Source organism: Mycobacterium sp. NGS59, assembly GCF_059812345.1.
The window spans coordinates 19,494-37,943 of sequence record NZ_JCALCN010000036.1 but is presented as its reverse complement, the minus strand read 5'-3'; the positions used below and the strand labels follow the sequence as shown (position 1 = coordinate 37,943).

Below are 18,450 nucleotides of genomic sequence, written 5' to 3'. Positions count from 1 at the left end.
GGCTCATCCACAGGTTCTGATCATTGCTCACCGCGGCGGCGTGCCGGGTTCACGGCGACGACCGGCGCGCGTAGCTAACCTGCCCACCTGGGCCGCCATGGGCCCGCAGACGTGTTGCAGGGTCATCGCCCCCCGGGGTTCGGACGCGCGGGTAATCCGCACATGTCAGCGGGGTATCTGGGGCGGCTACAGGGCGCGGAGCTTGTCGCGCTTCTCTTTCGGTAGGGGATTCGGCGGCGTGACCGTGTAGCCAAGTTCTTCAAGGGTGGTGGCGGCCTCAGTCGGCGCGTCGCGGACAACCGTTGCAACTTGTGTCCGACGCCAAATCTCTCGCGCTTCGGCAAGCGCCTGCCTCGCGGCTTTCACGGAACCGACTGGTTGCACGCCAAACTCTTCGATGAGCATTTCAAGGACATCCTCAAGAGCTGGCCGAAATCGTGGTCCGCCAACCGGGAAATGGAGAGCATCGAGTTTGACCGCCTTGCGCCCCCGCGCACGCGCCTTGGCTCGCTTCGTGCTCTCGCCGCACTCGGCCATCGCTTTCGCGATTTCGTCGTGGGTTCCATGGAACTGAATATGTGCGCTGGGAAGGCTTTTCGTGATGTTGCGGTCGAACTCGTATCGGAACAGAGGTTGGCGGCCGTCCGGCTCGACGAACACGTGAATTTTGGATTGGTCGATGGCCATGTACTGGTTGTGGCCGTCGTAGATGCACCTGTAGTCAACGCTCAACCGAGGATAGGGCCGTTCTTGTCGCAGAGAATGATGCCGCTCGCGGGCTCCTGGCGGACACGAAAAGCGTCGGCGTCTTTGAGGGCTACCGCCAGAAAGGCCGAACAATTCGCCCCGACGACGGCGCGGGTGGTGATTGTCAGATCGTTGGCGAACTGCTCTGCCTGATCTTCGAGCGATGCCGTCACTTGTCGGCGGCGGCTCGCTCAAGCAAGAACTCAAGGCCTTGGATGTCTGCGAGGACGCCTCGTTGGTGGGCATCCAGATCCCATGCGTCACCACGGCGCTCTAGCTCGTCGCGGGTCATGCCGACTCCGGCCAGCAGTTCGTCAATCTCTCCGCGTGCTTCCTCAGAGGTCACCATATGTACCTGCGCGTCGCGCCTACCAGCTACTGCGGTCATCAGGGCCCCTACTGTGGATAATTCTGTGGATAACTTGTGAGCTATCCCATCAATGTTGTGTATACCCCGAGGGTACGACAGACATATCGGGAGCAGGGCTGACCCGCGGAAGTACCGCATGTTGCAAGCCGCCCGTTGGGTTTACCGCCGTTGGGATCGGTCTCTCGCCGATCGCCAGCGCCGACGACACCGCAGGCGACACGAACGCCGTCGACACCGCGTCGAGACGTTCGGCCCCTGCGGCAGCGTCAAGGACGACGACGAGTTGTGGGCCAGCGTCAAGCACGTCAGCCCCATCCTCAAGGAAGGTGCCCCTCGATGTGCAGTTCCCCTATCACGATCGGTTGCTCGGTCGGGCGGTGCGCCACGGCTCGGACGATCACAAGAAGAACACCGACCTGCTGGTGATTCCGACGTCCCGGCAGACCGGCGTGGGGATCAACTGCCAGGACGGCCGCACCCGCGGGCAGCTGCACATCCACCTAGCGCCGCTGTACGGTCCGGCGCGGGCCGACATCGACAAAGCCGTCAAAGAAGGCAAGGTTAAGTCCTGGGCGAAGACGACCGTCGAGATTACCGGCCACGACATGCACGGCAACGACAGCAAGCACGTCTACCGGGTATGGAACCTTCTGTACCTGAGTGAAGGGCTTCCCGGTTCCAGCCGCCGGCAGGGCTTCGGGCCCTGGTGGCCCGGTGGGGATCTTGGGTGTTCCCGCCCCGGGTTTGATGGGATTGGTTGTCGCGGCGGCGGCGTTCGCGACGTCGTCCGTTGGTTGTGTGGGTGGGGTGGGTGCGGCTTTGGCGACGTCGATGGCCCCGGCGGCGTGTTTGGCGATTTGTTCGGCCACCACTTTGACGGCCTTCTTCGCTGCGCCTTGCGGGGTGGCCATGGAGGCCGCACCCAGGATCATGGAGGCATTGGCCAGGGTTTGGTTGTCCGGCATCGCCGCAGCGGCGATATCGACACCGGCCGAGGCGATGTTAACCGTTGCGGTGGCGATTATCGCCGCACCCGCGGGCCCTCCGACCCCGGTCACGGCCAGCGCCGTGCCGGTGACGAGCATCGCTGATTGCAGGGGTTGTTCTTCACGAACGTGCCCACCGAGTTGGCGCCGGAGACCGTCGCCGAGGCCGCGGTCGCGGCGGCATCCGTCACGGCGTTGGCTGCTCCGGAGAGGGCGCCGGTGACATCGGAGAAACCGAACTGCGGCAACGGCGCCCCACCGGGACCACCGATGTGCAGTGGGCGGGTCGACTACACCGGCCAGCTGGTGTCGGGTCGGGGGTCGATGACTTCGGAGAGTTGGTAGAGCTGCGGGCGGATTTGGCGCACCACATACGAGGACGGCACCAGTTTCCCTGCGGCGTCGCGGGTTTCGCTTGGGGAGAACATCCCGATGGTCTCTGTGGCCTGGGTGGCGCGGTTCAGGGTGAGATAGCCGTTGGTGTGGGTGAGAATCATGGTGCCGGCCGGTGTATCACCACGGCGGATGCACCATCAACCACCGCACCGCCGAGTCGGCACTGAAATGCCGTAAGGGTGTGGCCGGCTAGAGGCCCAGTTCAGCTGGTATCAGGACCGAAATATTGCTGCAGTTGGGCAGGTGTGCCCCGCGGTAATCTGATTCGGTGAATCGTCGGGAGCGGGCCGCACAGTGGGAGGACGGCATTTCAGCGGCTGTCGGCGGCCTGCAGGCGCGACTGGAATCCGAGAACATCGAGCTCGACTACAGCGAGCAGTCGCTGGCCGCGATCGAAGCACTGGCGTTGGCGACGTTCCCGACTCCGACGGCCCTTTTCGAAGCCGCGGATCGCCCGCTGGTGCGTGCTCTGCTGGCATACATCGGCCTCAGCTTTACCCACCTCAGCGCGGGGCGCTGGGACTGGGATGACGAGCCCGGCTTTGCCGAGCGTGCACTACCTGCCATGATCGACCCAAACCTGTTGGCGGCCATCAGCTCCGAATACTGGGGTTGGGATCGTCAACCAGGCCGACCGTCGGGAATTCCGCTGGCGCTGCCCGGCCCCGGGCTGGACGTTTCCGCAGTGTCGCCACTGCATCTGTTGCTTGCCGTTCTCCAAACGCGGCCGGCCTCGAATGGTCCATTGGTACAGCAATTTTCGAAGTGGAGCTCGCTTGTGGTCAGTCCGCCGACGCAGGGCGTGCCGGGTATCGACGTGTACCCGTCGGCCGAGCTGGACGCCTGGCTGGCGCAACGCCGCCGAGACTTCCACGATTGGTCCGGCCGATATCCCGGCCGCTGGGACTTTTCGGTGGCGTCGATCGAAGACCTCGTCAATCAACTGCTGCAACATGTTCCAGAGGCCGACAGCCTCAAGAGCCCGCAGAATCGAGATTTCGTCGAGGGAGCCTGCTGGTATCTGGGTGAGTTACTACGTCGAACAGCGCCGTCTCGCTGGGTTTTCCGTGATCTCGCCAACCTGGTGCGGGTTGGGCTGGCTTACTCCGAGGATCCCGATCTGGTGCAGTACGACATCCAGCTTTCGGACAACTCCGAAACCACCACCCCGTACTACCTGCTACAACTTGGGATTAAGTCGGCCGGCGCGGATCTGCGCGAGTCATTCGACAACTGGCTGACGTACGCCGAACCAGGCAGCTGATCCGTCGCGCAAATTGGTGCACATAACGGTCTCCGACTGCCCATAGGCTAGATCCAGCATCCACCCGAAGCTCGGTTCGAGGAATGGAATTGCCGTGGGCACCAGATGGTTTCATCGCCTTCTCGTCATAATGGTCATGCTGGCCATGACCCTTCCCGGTATCGGCCTGTCCCATGCCGACACCGCGTCCGGTGACACCGGCTACGACGGGTACGGCGGGTACGGCGAGCTGACCCCGGGCTACAACCTGCCCGGCTTTGATGCGTCCGCTATCACGGACGCGCAGCCGGTGTAGTTTCCGTTCCCGGGCCTCGACCCGGCGTTGGCAAATGCTGCTCAGCCCACACCCGATGAGTACCGAAAGATCAACCCGAAGACCGACACGAACCAGAAGAACGCCAACTCTTTGGCGGGAATGCTGGCCCGCTGGAAGAAGTATCTGACCGCCAAGGCTGCAGACCCAAGCCAGACCGTGATGGATTGGGAGACTTGGCGGGACGCCTACATACAGGTGCTCACGAACCGGCGGGTCGGTGCGGCCTGGCCACACTTTGCACCACAAAATACTGGCAACTGCCCGGTGAGGAGTGGGTCTCGGAGCAGAGGCTGCCAGGGTTCCCCAAAGGCCCGAAATACGACGTCTTCAACGTCCGCGACAGAACTCGCCAGGACAAGTGGTTGATCGCGGAATTCAAGTCCGGAACCGAGCTTGGTGCGCACGCCAAGGCCCAGTTCGTTGAGCACGTTACGACCGCGGGCAAGGAGGGGTCCGCGTTGATGATGTACTTCTCGGGTCGGCCCACTGATCCGACCCAGCGCTGGATGAAGAAGACCATCGAGGAGCTTCGCAACAGCGGCATCCAGATGCCCCGCGCGTTCGCGGCCAGGTATCTGCCGGCGGTTTCCGTTGCCACCGACAGTAAACCCGGTGTGCCGGCACCCAATGTGCTGGATCATGCGCGAGACCTCCGACTTCGACGCCCCGGTCTCGACGCCCATCGCGGCTACCTCGGTTTAATTCTTGCGCACTGTTCTGAGTGTCTCGACGACATCATCAGGATCGGCAACGTGCGGTTGCTAGCTCTGGCGTTTTCGTCGATCCGCACCGAGCGCGCAGGAATCGTGTCCTTTCCCTGACCTATGGGCTTTTCGGTCAGGTTGACGCACGACCGACGCAGACCGGCGATCTCGCCTCCATAGAGCGACCCCGGTTATAGGAGCCAAGCAACTATAAAATGATACTATAGTAGGGCTATAGTCATTTTAAGGTAGGTGATCCCATGGCCAGGCGAGTGATTGCTCCGAACCGTGCCGCAATGGATGCTCTCGCGGTCCTTGGATCTCAGATTCGCCTCGCACGGCACCAGCGGAACTGGACTGCCGAGAATCTCGGCGAGCGTGTCGGTGTAGGGCCGCGCACCATCACCGCTATGGAACGCGGCGCCCCTGGCGTGGCTATCGGCAGCGTGTTCAGTGCGGCCACGATCCTAGGCGTTCCGCTGTGGGGCGCCGATGACGACGAACTCGCACGGATGCGTCGGCGTGGTGAGGAACGCGTCGCACTGATCCCGTCTCGGGAGTACCAGCCACGAGCAACCGCAGTGGATGGTGGCCGTGACGCGCTCAACTTCTGATCGCAGCGCCTCCGTGCCCCGCGACGCATTCGTGTGGGTGTGGCTCCCCGGGCACGCCGACCCGGTGGTGGCCGGACGGGTGCATTACCAACGTCACGGCCACAGGTTCGTGTTCGGCTACGGCCGCAGCTACCTCGAGCGCCCCGAGGCAATCAGCCTGTACACGCCGGAGCTCCCGTTGCGCGCCGGGTGGCAGGCACCTCAGCCCAATATGGCGATCGCTTCGGTACTGCGCGACGCCGGCCCTGACTCTTGGGGCCAGCGCGTCATCCTCGAGCGTATATACGGCGCCAACAGCAAAGATGCTGACCCTGGTGACCTCGATCAAATCACCTACTTTCTGGAGTCAGGATCGAACCGGATCGGCGGACTGGACTTTCAGGAAAGCCCCGAGGTGTACGTGTCGCGAGGCACCTCGGCGACTCTCGACGAGCTGCACGCCGCGGCCGATGCCCTGCAGGAGGGACGCGATCTCTCCGATGATCTCGGCGCGGCATTGGTGCGGGGCACCTCGATCGGCGGTGCCCGGCCCAAGGCGCTGATCGACGTCGGAGGCGTCTCGCACATCGCCAAGTTCTCCGCGGCCTCAGATCCGTACCCAGTGGTCGGCGCGGAGGCGCTCGCCTTGGAGTTAGCACGGCGTGTTGGAATCGACACGACCAGTTCGTTCGTCACATCCTCCCTCGGACGCGACGTGCTTGTCATTGAGCGGTTCGACAGGCCGCCGGGAGGCGGTCGGCGCATCGTTGTTTCGGGACTCACCATGCTCGGGCTCGACGAGATAGAGGGGCGCTATGCCACCTACCCGGATCTGCTGGACGTGCTGCGCCGCATGGGGACCGACCCGGGTGTCGGCCGGCGGCTGTTCCATCGGCTCGTGTTCAACGTGGCAGTCGGCAACAACGATGATCACGCTCGGAACCACGCCGCGTTCTGGGACGGCTACGCGCTTGAGTTGACGCCCGCCTACGACCTGTGCCCGCAGATCCGGTCCGGTGAGACCTCGGCGCAGGCGATGGCCTTCGACCGCGATGGGACGCGCGACAGCTCATTCGCCGCGTGCGTGGCCGCCGCTCCGGTGTACGGCCTGACGGCAGCAGAGGCGCGTGACGTCATCGACGAGCAGGTCACCATCATCGAGCGCGACTGGGATGAGGTGGCCGACGTGGCCAGGCTGACGAAGGGCCAGCGAAACCTGCTGTGGCACAGGCAGATCCTCAAACCATTCGCCAGCTACGGATACTGACGGCAGTTGTGCCTCTCGCGCATCCGGACCGCGACACTGCGAGGCGGGCTCGGTGGTGGTCGTCTGCGCACCGGATGAGCGAGAGCGGCCTTCCCGTGACCGCAGCTGTGATACCTCCACATTTCTCGATCCGGTACGCGCACGGCCGATGACTTTGGGTGTCACGGACTACACGCAGGGATGCCGCGAGGGGTTCGGGATTTTGCGCCACCACTGAGCATCGAAGGTAGAGGGAGCTGTAAGCACCGCCTTTAACCTTGAACCGCAATACGATACGGCATTACGCAGGGAAGATCGCAGAGAATCACCGTCTCTCGCAGGCGATGCCGTGATCATAGTTCGTGGCTGAGATACCAAGCACCTTCTCTCACAACCTGATTCAACGAGCACCGGATTTCTCGGGCTATGTGCTGGCTCGCTCTATTCTGCGTCCAAGGTCGTCCAGCTCGTCGAGCACGCGACTTGCGCCCCACACCTGGTCGCGCTTGCGGTCAGTTAGAGCGCGCAGGACGCCGGCGGCGTGCAGTCTCTCGATTGCGGCGAACACGCTGCTCCGAGGTGCGTCGATCAGCGATGCGACATCGTTGGACGAAATGATCGGGTTCGATGGCAGTAACAGCAGCAGTTTGGCAGTGGCACTGTTGCGTCTGACTGCTCCGACCATGTTTTGCCAATCTGCGGGCATCTCCGCCAAACATTGTGCAGTCGTGCGTGATTCGGCCGCCGCAATCTTTGCCGCATTGACCAAGGTGGTTATCAGTGGGCGTAGGTCACCGGCGCGGTAGGTGTTGAGCGCCTCGAAGTAGCGATCGCGGTGAGCTACGAGCGCCGATGCCAGTGGGACGACCAGACGTGTCGTCGCTCCTCTTCTCCGAAGGATGGTGTTGACGAGTGCCCGGCCGATGCGGCCGTTTCCATCGGTGAAGGGGTGGATTGATTCGAACTGTGCATGCGCTATTGCCGCCTGAATCAGGACGGGCATGTCGGTCCTGTTCGCGAACATCACGAGGTCTTCCAGGTACGTCTGAACCGTGTCGGGCGGGGGTGGAACGTATAGCGCGTCTCGGGGCGAGTAATCGCTTCCGCCGATCCAGTTTTGGACGGTTCTTATCCGACCTGCTTCCGGTCCCACTAGCGGGTCGTCTCGCGTCAGCGCCTCGTGTGCTCGCAGGATCGCGGCTGTCTCTACTGGCGCGTGGTGACCGACGCTGGCGAGCATTGCGTCTAGCGCCGTGGTCGCCGCAACCATCGAGACTGCGCTCGCGTTGCCTCTGCTGCCGTGGAGTGCGCGCGCGTAGTCGTCCAAACTTCCCTCGACGCGTTCAATTTTGGAGGACGCTACCGATTCCGTTCGTAGTAGGAGAGTGTTCAGCGCTGCTAGGTCGGCTCCGTGCGCGCTGTCGAGCCGAGAAATTTCGACCATCGCAATCTCGAGCTCGACAGCGATATCTGCGTTGATGTCGGCCTCGAGGTCGGCGATGAAGGGGGGAAGTGACACCTCGACGTAACGAAGTGTCCTGTCCTCGCGGGTGCCGCCTCGTTGAGTCTGTGCCCAGGGACGTCGCTGTGCGGTGTGTCGTGGCCATGGATCTGCCATCACCCTCTCCTAACTCGGACTAACTATAGCGCTAGTCCGAGTTAGGGCTCATAAGTCAGACTTATCGCCCCTAGGCACCCGGACGTTGCTGCGTGGCACGTATGACCAAAGCGGGCAGCACCGCCGAGGAGCAGCAAATTAAGCGACTATTATTGACCGAACCAGCACGCTGGTCATACATTCAAGCGAGACATGTCCATCCCGCGGAAGTTGAGACATCCATGCAGAGCACCGCTCCCAACGTCTTCGAAGCCGGTCTCCCGACATTCGATTACACCCTCGATGCCACTCCGCACGACATCCTCGAGGATGTTCGATCGGCGCAATCGCGTGCACCCATCGCGATCGGACCCCTCGGCCCGGAAATCCTGTCCTACGAATTGGCTCGCGACATCATGCGCGACAACAGATTTCGGCTGCCGCCCGGCATTACGCTGGCGTCCCAGGGCATCACGTCAGGTCCGCTGTACGACAAGATGGCCAACAGCCTGCTCGGGTTGGACGGCCCACCACATGTCCGGTTACGCAAACTGGTTTCCAAGGCGTTCACTCCGCGCGCGACATCACGTCTTCAGGACACGATCCATGAAGTGGTGAACGGGTTGATCGACCGGGTGGTGGACGCCGGACGGTGTGACGTGGTGACCGACATCGCCCGTCCATACCCCACCCCGATCATGTGTGCGCTGATCGGAGCGCCCCGCGAGGATTGGCACCTGTTCGCGGACTGGACCGAAGAGGTCTTCAAGGCCCTCAACTTCCAGCCGGACGCCACCTTCGATCAGGCCGCGATCATGCGCGCATGGAATGAACTCGATGCCTACGTCGACGACATGGTGGCGGCCCGCCGACACAATCTGACCGATGATCTGCTCTCCGAACTCATACGCGCCGAAAGCGACGGCGACCGCCTCAATCTGGACGAACTGCGAGGTATGGTGGCGGGTTTCCTGATGGCGGGAACCGACACGACGCGGAACCAACTGGCTGCGTCCGTGCAGGTGCTCTGCGAGCATCCAGATCAGTGGGCGAAGCTGCGCGACCAGCCAGAACTCGCGATGCAGGCGGTCGAGGAGAGCATGCGCCACTCACCGGCGGGAAGTATCGTCCCGCGGGCCGCGACTTGCGATGCCGAGTTCGGCGGGTACATGTTTCCGGCAGGAACCTTCGTACTTGTGAATACCTTTGCGGCCAACCGAGATCCAGCGATCTATTCCGATGCGGACCGCTTCGACATCGCGCGCAAGGACGTACCTGCGATCCTGACCTTCGGCGGTGGCGCACACTACTGCCTCGGGGCGAACCTCGCACGCCGGGAACTGGCGGAAGCGCTCATAGTCCTCACCCGCCGCCTCTCCGTCGTTCATCGCGCCGGACCGGCACCGTGGAAACCCCTGCTGGGAATGACCGGTCCCACAACACTTCCGATCGAATTCACCAGTGAAAGGCTTGTGACGGCGGATGCGTAGTCGTGGCTGGGCGGGTTTGACACCCACTTCGGACGAGGAAGCGATCTCCCGAATTCTGACTGCGGTGGACGAAGAGGTCGCCGAGAACGGATCGGCGCTACGCCTTGCCGACGTCGCCCGCCGGCTCGGTGTCACTCGCCAGACGGTGTACCGGTACTTTCCCAATGCCGACGCGCTGCTCATCGCCAGTTCGATGCGCGCGGTCAACGGCTTCATCGATCAGGTCGCAGAACACGCCCGAGGGCTCAACGACCCGGTCACGGCGCTGGTCGAATGCATTTCGTTCGGAGTCGGGAACCTCGCCGGTGATCCGCAGCTGGAGAACCTGTTGACCCGACGACAAGAAGGCGAAGCCGTCACCTCGCTGAGCTCCGATACCGCGATCGCATTCTGCTTGTCACTCTTTGACCGCCTCGACGTCGATTGGAAACTGCACGGCTTCGACGCGGCCGCGCTGCGTGAACTTGCCGAAATGACCCTGCGCACTGTGCAATCGCTGCTCACCGATCCGGGGCAGCGCCAGGGTGACGAGATCGCACTACGATGGTTCGTTGCGCGGTGGCTCGGTCCAGCGATCCTCTATCCACGGCTGGCGTCGCTCGTCAGTGCGGCTCCGTAACCGAGACATCCCTACCGCCCCGGCGGGGCCACCCGATAAACCACACCCGCGGCGTCGTCCGTGACGTACACGGCTCCGTCCGGTCCGACTACCGCGGCGACCGGACGCCCCCATCGGGATCCGTCGCCCGCTTGGAAACCACCGACCAGAGTCTGCTGGTCACCGAGAGTGCCGTTGCGCCAGGGAAAGAACGAAACCTCGGGTGCGCGCGGAGGCTGCCGGTTCCAGGAGCCATGGATGCCAGGGCCAACCCAATTCGCGTCCGGGCGTCAAGCGTGCCAGCGACTCCGGTGGATAGTCGTTGACATACTCGACATCGACATTGCCGTTCGGATCCGGTGCGTTGTCGCGATTGTTCACAGCCGTCCACAACGAACCGTCCGGCGCGAAAGCAAGACCGGTTCCGTTGCGCACCCCGGTCGCGAACGGCTGCGCAGTGCCGCCGTCCGGCGGGATCCGCATGATCGTCGCCCTGGGCGGTGTCGCCGTGCGGTCCTGCGCAGAGATGTTGGCCGTCGAGCCGATCGAGAAGTAGACCGCACCGTCGCGACCGACGACCACGCTTTTCAGCGCGTGCGCGTAGGCGCCGTGCAGATCGGGACTGCGCGCGTCGGGAAGGCCGTTGACCACCGTACGTCCGTCGCCGGCCCGTCCGTCGATGTAGTCGTACGCATCGATCTGGTCGCTTTCGGCGACATACAGCGTTGAGCCCGCGAACGCCATCCCATGCGGTTGGTCGAGACCGTCGAGCAGCGTCGATTGTTGCGGCGTCGCACCCGGTGTCAGCTTGATGATCTGCCCGCTGGACGGAACCGACACCAGCAGAGCGCCGTCGGGAGTCCAGGTTTCCAGCCGCGCTTTGGGGATCCGCGCCCATACCGAGATCGTCCAGCCCTCCGGGATCAGAGCCTGCCGCGGTTGGTCGAACGGTGCCTGCGCCAAAGAGGCGGGAACGCCGACGGGGGCAGACATCAGCTTTGCGGATGCCGGTGCAGGCGGCGCGGGCGCGGTCGCGGTCGGCGGGGACTCGGCCGAGCATCCGGCGGCCAGCATGACGCCCACCAGGACAGCGGCCAGCGCCGATCTGCCACGCAGAGAGTGGACGGCCACGTCGTCACCCATACCCGGCGCGACCGTCACCCATACCCGGCCCGACCGTAACCCTTGCCCTGACACAAGATCGGTAACCGGCAGTCGGTGCCATCCGCGCAGCCGATTAGCTACCTTCATGTCCGGAAATACCATGGCTTAACGTGGTGCAGGTCACAGGGAGGGGAGGCCGGTGTCGACCGAACATCCACGACAGCGCCTCTACATCTTCGGCGCGGTTACGCTGTTGTCGGCGTCAACGCCTTGGCGCTGTGGGGCGGACCGGCCGCCCATCGCGGCGAGACATTTCTTCAGCTGAGCACGGGGCTGGCCGCGATCGTCGCTGGTCTCGTGACTGCGGCGCGCACAAGTGGCTTGTCGCGCTGGTGGCGACTGCTCTACGCCGTCGGGGTGGGATTGTGGCTGTTCGGTCAGGTCCTCTGGTGGACGGGTAACACCCTGTCGAGCCGCATCGCGCCGGCGCCGGGGATACTCGCCCATTTGCTGCTGCCGGTGTTCGCGATCACCGGGATTGTCCTGCTGGTATACGACAGCGGCAGGGTGTTCGGGCGCGACGGGCTGCTGCGCCACCCTCCCGCCACGAGCCTGATCGACGGCGTGGTGGCCGGTCTGTCGTTCTTGATCCTGGCCACGATGGGCGGCTTCGGTGCCGGGTCGTCGGCTGCACTGGCCCGGTCGGACAGCGCGACTGTCGAGATGGGGTTCGCGTTGGCCGAGGTGGTGGTCGTGGGCGCAGTGGTGGTGATCGCCATGGTGTATGACCCCGACCGTCCGTATCGGGTGAACTACCTGCTGCTGGCCGGCGGCGTCGTGTCCATGGCGACCTCGGATCGCGTCACCGCCTATTTCCGGTCGGTCGGCGCCGAGGGCGGCGAGTTGTTCGGCGCCATCGGGTTGATCCTCGGCCCGGTGATGATCGCGTTCGCGATGCTCGAGTATCCGCCACAGCCGGACGCTGATCAGGTCGTTCGGGGGACTGACTGGGCGAAGCTGATCCTGCCTTACGTCGGATTTCTCGGAATCGCCGTGCTTTTCGCCTACCACGTGCTCATCGGACACTGGTTGGACGCATTCGCGGTCTGCGTAACGGTGCTCATGGTTCTGCTAGTCGCCATCCGTCAGGTGATCGCGATGCGCGCGCAGTGGCTACTGACTCAACACCTGTACGTCGCGCAACACCGGCTCGCCTACCAGGTGGATCACGACGCCCTGACCGGACTGCCCAACCGGCTCTTGTTCGCCCGCCGCCTCGACGAGGCGATGCGCAGCGGTGGTTTCGTCCTCATTTTCGTCGACCTCGACGACTTCAAGGAGATCAACGACCGGTTCGGACATGCGGCCGGTGACGAACTGCTGTGCGCGGTGGGCGAGCGACTCAAACGTTGTGTCACCGACAGCGACACGTTGGCCCGGGTGGGCGGGGACGAGTTCGCGATATTGATCCACGAAGGCGTGGAGGAGCTCGAAACCGTACGGCATCGACTGCGGGTCGCGCTGCGCGATCCCTTCCCCCTGCACGGTTCCTCGGTCCGCGTCCGGGCCAGCATGGGTCTCGTCCGCCCGGGTACCGAGCACGGACCTCAGACGTCCGACGACCTGTTGCGGCAGGCGGACATCTCGATGTACGCCGGCAAGCGGCTCGGCAAGAACACCGCGGTGATCTACCAACCGTTGACCGGCATACCGGGGGATTTCCCGACGGCACTGCGCAAGGCCAAAGGGGGCGTGCCCGCTGGATTCAGCCTCGTCTACCAGCCGATCGTGCGGCTCCCGGAGGCAACGCCGGTTGCCGTCGAGGCCTTGGCCAGGTGGACCGCACCCAACGGCATGGACATCGCCTCCGAAACGTTCGTCACGGCCGCCGAAGCCGCGGGACTCGGTGCCGCCCTGGATGCGATGGTGCTGGAACTGGCGTGCACCGAAGTCGAGGCGGCCGGGATGGACGTCGACATCCATGTCAACATCGGCGCGGCGCGCCTGGGCAACACCGACTTCGAAGAGCACGTGGACCGGACACTCAAACGCCACCGAATCGCGCCGGGCCGCCTCGTCGTGGAGATCACCGAGACGGTACCGATCGTCGACCTCGCCGACGCGGCGGCGCAGATCACCCGGCTCAACGCGACCGGTGTGCGGGTGGCGCTCGACGATTTCGGCGCCGGATACAACTCGCTGACCTACCTGCACGCCCTGCCGGTGCACGTCGTCAAGCTCGACCGTGGTCTGGCGGTGGGTGTGGACCCGGCACGCGACCTGGCTCTCTACCGCTCGGTCATCGGGCTCTGCGCAGAGTTGGGTCTCGAGGTGATCGCCGAAGGTATCGAGTCGACTGCTCAATCCGAGATCATCCAGGCCGCCGGCTGTCGCTTCGCACAAGGACACCTGTTCGGACAGCCCGCCCCTATCGACGACATCGTCCGCCCGAAATCCCCACACCAACGGGCCGTCTAGCCGTGCCAGCGGTGTGGAAAGCCGCCTCCCGGGTATAAAGGCGGGCGTATGACTACCGCACGTAGCCAGCCGGACCAGCGCGAGCTCGATAGCATCCGACGGACAGTTGACGCGATCTCCCGGGCGTTCGCCGCCAAGATCGTCGGGCAGCGCGACCTCCGGGAATCGCTGCTGATCGGCCTGCTCGCGGGCGGCCACGTCCTGCTCGAAAGCGTGCCGGGTCTGGCCAAGACCACTGCGGCCAAGGTGCTCGCCGAGTCCATCCACGGTCGCTTCCAGCGCATCCAGTGCACGCCTGACCTGCTGCCCAGCGACATCATCGGCACCCAGATCTACGACTCGGCGACCAATTCGTTCGTCACCCAACTCGGTCCGGTGCACGCCAACATCGTGTTGCTCGACGAGATTAACCGCTCCAGTGCAAAGACCCAGAGCGCGATGCTCGAGGCGATGGAGGAGCGGCAGGCCACGATCGCCGGGCAGGTTCATCCCATCGCGGAGCCGTTCCTGGTCATCGCCACCCAGAACCCCGTCGACCAGGAAGGGACCTATCCGCTCTCGGAGGCGCAGACCGACCGCTTCATGCTCAAAGAGATCGTGCGCTACCCCTCCCCGGAAGAGGAAGTGGAAGTGATGTCGCGCATCGACGCGGGCGTCTACGACACGGATCAACCCGCCGCACCGGTGGTCAGCCTCGACGACGTGCTGCGCCTGCAGGACGTGGTGCGCCACGTCTACATGGATCGCGCGTTGATGCTCTATGCCAGCCAACTGGTCGACGTCACCCGCCATCCCGCCCAGAAGTTGCCCAAACAGATCGCACGCCTGGTCGAGTACGGCGCCAGCCCGCGCGCCACAATCGCGTTCTGCAAGGCGGCGCGGGCGCGTGCGGTCCTGTTCGGGCGTGCGCACGTGCTGCCGGAGGACGTCGAGAAGCTCGCGCACCGGGTGCTGCGACACCGGCTCATCCTCGGCTTCGAAGCCGCCAGCGCCGACATCACACCCGAGGTCGTGATCGACGCCGCGCTGCGCGTCGTGCGCGTGCCCTGAGGTCGTCTTGGGAAAGCACCTGAATCGGGCGAAGGCGCACTTCGGTACCGACACCCGCGGCCTGCTCGAGGGTGGGCGCTACGCGCTATTGCATACGCGCAGCATGGAATTCGACGACCTTCGTCCGTATGTCCCCGGCGACGACGTGCGCGACATCGACTGGAAAGCCTCGGCGCGGTCGGGCAGCGTGCTGATCAAACGGTTCGTCTCCGAAAAGCACCACAAGATCCTGCTCGTCGCCGACGCCGGACGCAACATGTCCGCGCTCGCCCCGGGCGGAGAGTACAAACGTGACGTCGCCGCGCACGTCATGGGCGCGGTCGGTCTGATCGGCCTGCGGCGCTCGGATCAGATCGGGATGGTCTACGGTGATCGCCGCGGTTCGGTGAACATCCCGCAGCGACGCGGTGAGACGCACATCGAGGGATCGCTGCACCGCTGGTATCAGCACACCATGAACGACCCCGGTCGCAGCGACGTCGCCGCCCAACTCGATTATGTCGCAACGCATTACCGGCACACCATGCTGATCGTGGTGGTGTCCGACGAGCCCGAACCGGACGACCGACTCGACGCAGTGCTCACCAGCGTGACCGGACGCCACGACGTCATGTGGGCGATGGTTTCCGACATGCCCGCGGTGGGCCGCAGCGACATCGACGGATACGACGTCGCCACCGGCCGATTCGTCCTGAACGGAGCCGATCTCGGACCGCGGGTCGTCGCCGCCTACCGCCGCGCCGAGCAGACCCGTCGCGACCGCCTCCATGCGTTCCTGACCCGTCATGCGATTCCGCACGCGACCATCAAAACCAGCGGCGACATCCGGCGCGAACTGGTCAACATGACCGAGGTGGCTGCCCGTGCCGGATGATCTACTGCGCCACGTCTTCGGGCCACAGCCGTACTCGTCATGGTGGCTGTTCTGGGGCGTCCTCCTGATCCTGGGCGTCTTATGTTGGTACGCGGGTGTTTTCGTGTGGACGCTGCCGTCGCATCGGTTACGGCGCATCCCCGCGGTGCGACGGCTGCACGCCCGGTTGATCCGTCACCGCTTCGCCCGGCGCGTGCAGCGCATCGCCGACCAACACGTCTCCGGCCAGAAAACGGCTCCGGAAGCGTGCGCGGCGATCAGCAGGACGGTGCGCAGCTTCCTGCATCAGGCGACCGGTACGCCGGCGCAGTACTTACATGTCGGGGCGCTACCGGAGAACGAATTGGCTGGGGCCGCACCGCTACTCACCCGGCTAGGCGACGGGCAGTTCAACGTCGAAACCCTCGTTGACGTCGTCGAGGTGAGTGCCGACGCGCAGGAGTTGATCCGCTCGTGGACCTGAAGTGGTGGCCGGTGGCGGCCGTCGGGTCGGTTTGCTTCGTCGCCGCCGTGCTGCTGGCGGCCCTGCTGCCGATGACTGCCGCCCGAAAGCGGTTGCGCCCGTTGGCCAACGTGGTGCGGCTCACCCGGTTGCCCGAGTACGCGCGGGTGGCCCGGCTGCGTTCGCTGTCGACGGTGGTGACCCTGGTGGTGCTGACGGTCATGTTCGGCGCCGCCGCCTGGGCAGGGGCCCGTCCCACCGCGTCCAGCAGGGAATTCGACGCCGCTCATCCCGAGGACATCATGCTGTGCGTCGGACAGCCGGTGACCGACGCCGTCACGGTCGAGTTCCTCGATTACTTTGCCCGCCAAGACGTCGATTCGGCTCCGGCCCACCGCATCGGGCTGACTTCGACCAACCGCCGCCTGGTGCCGTTGACACGGGATCACGCGTACGCCGTGGCGCGGTTCGGTGACTTCACCCGCGCTCAACAGGCCCGGTCGTTCGCCCCGCAGGTGATCTACACGGATTACGCCGCGAGCGTGGACGATGTTCTGGCGCTGTGTATCTCAGGATTCCCCACCGCCGAACAGCGCGGCACCAGCCGACGCTCGGTGATTTACCTGGGCCCGTCGGATCTCCGTGCAGCCGGGGAGCAGCGCGCCGCTCTGTTCAACGCCGGCAGTGTGCGAGACCTGGCGCAGCGGGCCGCGATCCAACTCAACGTGATCGACACGGCCCCCTCGCCCGCGAGTGGATCACTGCTCGCGCTCACCGAGCAGACCGGTGGCCGGTACCGCGTGCCGGGACCGGCCCCGGTGACCCGGGCCCTCAACGAGATACGGACGCACACCCCGCCGGCGCGTCTGGCCGACGGCACGGTGGTGGCTTCGGATCTACAGGATGCGCCGGTCATCCCGCTGGCCATCGCGCTGATCTCGGCGGCGGTGCTGTCGGTCGCCTTATTGGTGTTGCGCCGATGACGTTTCAGCCCCTGCTGCCCTGGGCGATCCTCGCGGTCGTCATCGGCGCGCTCGTGCTGGCCCGGTTGGTGGCGTTGCGGCAGGTGCTGTGGTCGGCCGGACGGCCACGCCGCGCCGTGCTGCGCTGGGCCGGGGTGAGCCTGGCGGTGTTGTTGCTTCTCGCCGCGGTCACCCGTCCGGGGGTCCAGGGCAAGGATCGGCAGGGCACAGCGGCGGCCGGCGAGCATCTCAACGTGTTCCTGATCGTCGACCGCTCTGTCGATGAGTCGCGAATCACGTTGATGCGCAACGACATCACGGCTGTGATCGACAAGTACCCGGCGGCGCGCTACGCACTGGTCAGTTTCGCTTCCCGCGCTGCACTGGACTGGCCGCTGTCGCAGGACGTTTGGAGTCTGCGCCCGACCATCGCGGCTCTCTACCCCTACGGTCGGGGTCTCGACTCGGACGTCAACGCCGCGGCGGCCGGCAATGTGTTGAGGTATCAGCTGATCCAGGCCGCGCAGCAGTACCCGGGTTCACGAAATGTGTTGCTGTATCTCGGTTCCGGCGCGCCCGGTTCGCGTACCCCCCAAGGTGACTTCGATGTGACACATAACGTGGTGGACGGCGGGGCGGTGCTGGGCTACGGTCGCGCCGAGGCGATCGACGAAGCCGAATTGCGGGAAATCGCAAGGCAGCTCGCTGTGCCGTACCAGCACCGGGATCCTGCGCAGCCGCTCCGTCCGGAGCTGCCCGACTCTGCCGACGACGCCCGCGTCCGGGCCCAGTCGGCCGAACGGATCGAGTTGTACTGGTTACCGGCGTCGCTCGCGGCTGCGCTGCTGCTCAGCGAGATCTACCTGTCGATCCGGGAGTTCCGGCGCGGCCGCATCGCGCGAAGGGACGTGACCCGGTGACGCCGCGACCGGCCCGGCTGCGGTTGCGACGGCGGCTGTTGATCTACTCGACACCGCCGAGCGTCGTCGCGCTGGCGGTGGCCGTCAAGCTGCTATCCCTCGTCGTCGCAGGGAATTCGGCCGTCTCCGCTTTCTCCGACGGCGACGGCGGCACGCTGCGCAATGACGCGGCGGTCCTGGGCATCGTCAACGTCGTCGAGCCGGCCAAAGCGCCGTTCGCCGCGGGCGTCGCCGCCGTACTGGAGGGTCGGCTCGACGATGCTGACAACCACTTCACGTCCGCGCTGGCTCGCACGGACGCCGCCGGCTCATG

At 64.8% G+C, this 18,450-nt stretch carries 19 protein-coding genes and 1 pseudogene; 14 read left to right on the top strand and 6 right to left on the bottom strand.

Translation table 11 applies throughout. The annotated features are described in order from the left end of the window. Positions 1 to 186 precede the first annotated feature (186 nt). Together AC5Y46_RS24480 and AC5Y46_RS24475 are read right to left on the bottom strand one after the other, a co-directional pair. A complete protein-coding gene (locus AC5Y46_RS24480; RefSeq protein ID WP_499993583.1) occupies positions 187 to 687 on the bottom strand; it encodes a hypothetical protein in 501 nt (166 codons plus the stop codon). Positions 688 to 728: 41 nt separating this feature from the next. After that, positions 729 to 920: a hypothetical protein gene (locus AC5Y46_RS24475; protein ID WP_499993581.1), complete on the bottom strand. Its 192-nt coding sequence runs from the start codon at positions 918 to 920 to the stop codon at positions 729 to 731. Between the two features lie 523 nt (positions 921 to 1,443). Here AC5Y46_RS24475 and AC5Y46_RS24470 point away from each other — a divergent pair. Next, a complete protein-coding gene (locus tag AC5Y46_RS24470; protein ID WP_499993579.1) occupies positions 1,444 to 2,208 on the top strand; it encodes a hypothetical protein in 765 nt (254 codons plus the stop codon). 185 nt (positions 2,209 to 2,393) lie between these two features. Here AC5Y46_RS24470 and AC5Y46_RS24465 read toward each other — a convergent pair whose 3' ends face one another. Then, a complete protein-coding gene (locus AC5Y46_RS24465; protein ID WP_499993578.1) occupies positions 2,394 to 2,600 on the bottom strand; it encodes a hypothetical protein in 207 nt (68 codons plus the stop codon). Positions 2,601 to 2,767: 167 nt separating this feature from the next. Here AC5Y46_RS24465 and AC5Y46_RS24460 point away from each other — a divergent pair, with 167 nt between their 5' ends. From AC5Y46_RS24460 to AC5Y46_RS24440, 5 genes are all read left to right on the top strand, one after another. Further along, positions 2,768 to 3,763: a hypothetical protein gene (locus tag AC5Y46_RS24460; RefSeq protein WP_499993577.1), complete on the top strand. Its 996-nt coding sequence runs from the start codon at positions 2,768 to 2,770 to the stop codon at positions 3,761 to 3,763. A 136-nt stretch (positions 3,764 to 3,899) separates the two neighbouring features. Then, entirely contained in the window at positions 3,900 to 4,058 is a 159-nt protein-coding gene (locus AC5Y46_RS24455) for a hypothetical protein (RefSeq protein WP_499993575.1), read from the top strand. A gap of 527 nt (positions 4,059 to 4,585) precedes the next feature. Further along, positions 4,586 to 4,900: a hypothetical protein gene (locus tag AC5Y46_RS24450; RefSeq protein ID WP_499993574.1), complete on the top strand. Its 315-nt coding sequence runs from the start codon at positions 4,586 to 4,588 to the stop codon at positions 4,898 to 4,900. 143 nt (positions 4,901 to 5,043) lie between these two features. Next, positions 5,044 to 5,397, top strand: coding sequence for a helix-turn-helix domain-containing protein (locus tag AC5Y46_RS24445; RefSeq protein ID WP_499993572.1), 354 nt, complete (start codon positions 5,044 to 5,046; stop codon positions 5,395 to 5,397). Between the two features lie 67 nt (positions 5,398 to 5,464). Beyond that, positions 5,465 to 6,643: a type II toxin-antitoxin system HipA family toxin gene (locus AC5Y46_RS24440; RefSeq protein WP_499993571.1), complete on the top strand. Its 1,179-nt coding sequence runs from the start codon at positions 5,465 to 5,467 to the stop codon at positions 6,641 to 6,643. Between the two features lie 403 nt (positions 6,644 to 7,046). Here AC5Y46_RS24440 and AC5Y46_RS24435 read toward each other — a convergent pair whose 3' ends face one another. Beyond that, positions 7,047 to 8,141 (bottom strand): Fic family protein, encoded by a 1,095-nt coding sequence (locus tag AC5Y46_RS24435; protein ID WP_499993569.1) that lies wholly within the window; start codon positions 8,139 to 8,141, stop codon positions 7,047 to 7,049. Between the two features lie 320 nt (positions 8,142 to 8,461). On the opposite strand from AC5Y46_RS24435, the gene AC5Y46_RS24430 reads away from it, so the two are divergent. Both AC5Y46_RS24430 and AC5Y46_RS24425 read left to right on the top strand, forming a co-directional pair. Further along, complete coding sequence (locus AC5Y46_RS24430) at positions 8,462 to 9,709, top strand: cytochrome P450 (RefSeq protein ID WP_499993585.1); 1,248 nt, start codon at positions 8,462 to 8,464, stop codon at positions 9,707 to 9,709. Then, the gene (locus AC5Y46_RS24425) at positions 9,702 to 10,328 is read left to right on the top strand and encodes a TetR/AcrR family transcriptional regulator (protein WP_499993568.1); all 627 of its coding nucleotides are present in this window, start codon (positions 9,702 to 9,704) and stop codon (positions 10,326 to 10,328) included. The genes AC5Y46_RS24430 and AC5Y46_RS24425 overlap by 8 nt, the downstream gene beginning before the upstream one ends. Before the next feature lie 11 nt (positions 10,329 to 10,339). Here AC5Y46_RS24425 and AC5Y46_RS24420 read toward each other — a convergent pair. Further along, a pseudogene (locus AC5Y46_RS24420) lies at positions 10,340 to 11,450 on the bottom strand (PQQ-dependent sugar dehydrogenase). Positions 11,451 to 11,768: 318 nt separating this feature from the next. Here AC5Y46_RS24420 and AC5Y46_RS24415 point away from each other — a divergent pair. The 6 genes from AC5Y46_RS24415 to AC5Y46_RS24390 are packed head-to-tail and all read left to right on the top strand — an operon-like array spanning position 11,769 to position 18,137. Further along, entirely contained in the window at positions 11,769 to 13,889 is a 2,121-nt protein-coding gene (locus AC5Y46_RS24415; protein WP_499993567.1) for a putative bifunctional diguanylate cyclase/phosphodiesterase, read from the top strand. Positions 13,890 to 13,937: 48 nt separating this feature from the next. After that, positions 13,938 to 14,939: an AAA family ATPase gene (locus tag AC5Y46_RS24410; RefSeq protein WP_499993565.1), complete on the top strand. Its 1,002-nt coding sequence runs from the start codon at positions 13,938 to 13,940 to the stop codon at positions 14,937 to 14,939. 7 nt (positions 14,940 to 14,946) lie between these two features. Next, the gene (locus AC5Y46_RS24405) at positions 14,947 to 15,813 is read left to right on the top strand and encodes a DUF58 domain-containing protein (protein WP_499993563.1); all 867 of its coding nucleotides are present in this window, start codon (positions 14,947 to 14,949) and stop codon (positions 15,811 to 15,813) included. Then, the gene (locus tag AC5Y46_RS24400; RefSeq protein ID WP_499993562.1) at positions 15,803 to 16,276 is read left to right on the top strand and encodes a hypothetical protein; all 474 of its coding nucleotides are present in this window, start codon (positions 15,803 to 15,805) and stop codon (positions 16,274 to 16,276) included. The genes AC5Y46_RS24405 and AC5Y46_RS24400 overlap by 11 nt, the downstream gene beginning before the upstream one ends. Further along, a complete protein-coding gene (locus tag AC5Y46_RS24395; protein ID WP_499993560.1) occupies positions 16,267 to 17,238 on the top strand; it encodes a hypothetical protein in 972 nt (323 codons plus the stop codon). Before AC5Y46_RS24400 ends, AC5Y46_RS24395 begins: the two co-directional genes overlap by 10 nt. Further along, positions 17,235 to 18,137 carry a vWA domain-containing protein gene (locus tag AC5Y46_RS24390; protein ID WP_499993559.1) on the top strand — a complete coding sequence of 301 codons (903 nt, stop codon included), beginning with the start codon at positions 17,235 to 17,237 and terminating at the stop codon, positions 18,135 to 18,137. The genes AC5Y46_RS24395 and AC5Y46_RS24390 overlap by 4 nt, the downstream gene beginning before the upstream one ends. Before the next feature lie 92 nt (positions 18,138 to 18,229). Here the strand turns inward: AC5Y46_RS24390 and AC5Y46_RS24385 are convergent, their stop codons facing one another. Then, positions 18,230 to 18,409 (bottom strand): hypothetical protein, encoded by a 180-nt coding sequence (locus AC5Y46_RS24385; protein ID WP_499993558.1) that lies wholly within the window; start codon positions 18,407 to 18,409, stop codon positions 18,230 to 18,232. Positions 18,410 to 18,450: the final 41 nt, after the last annotated feature.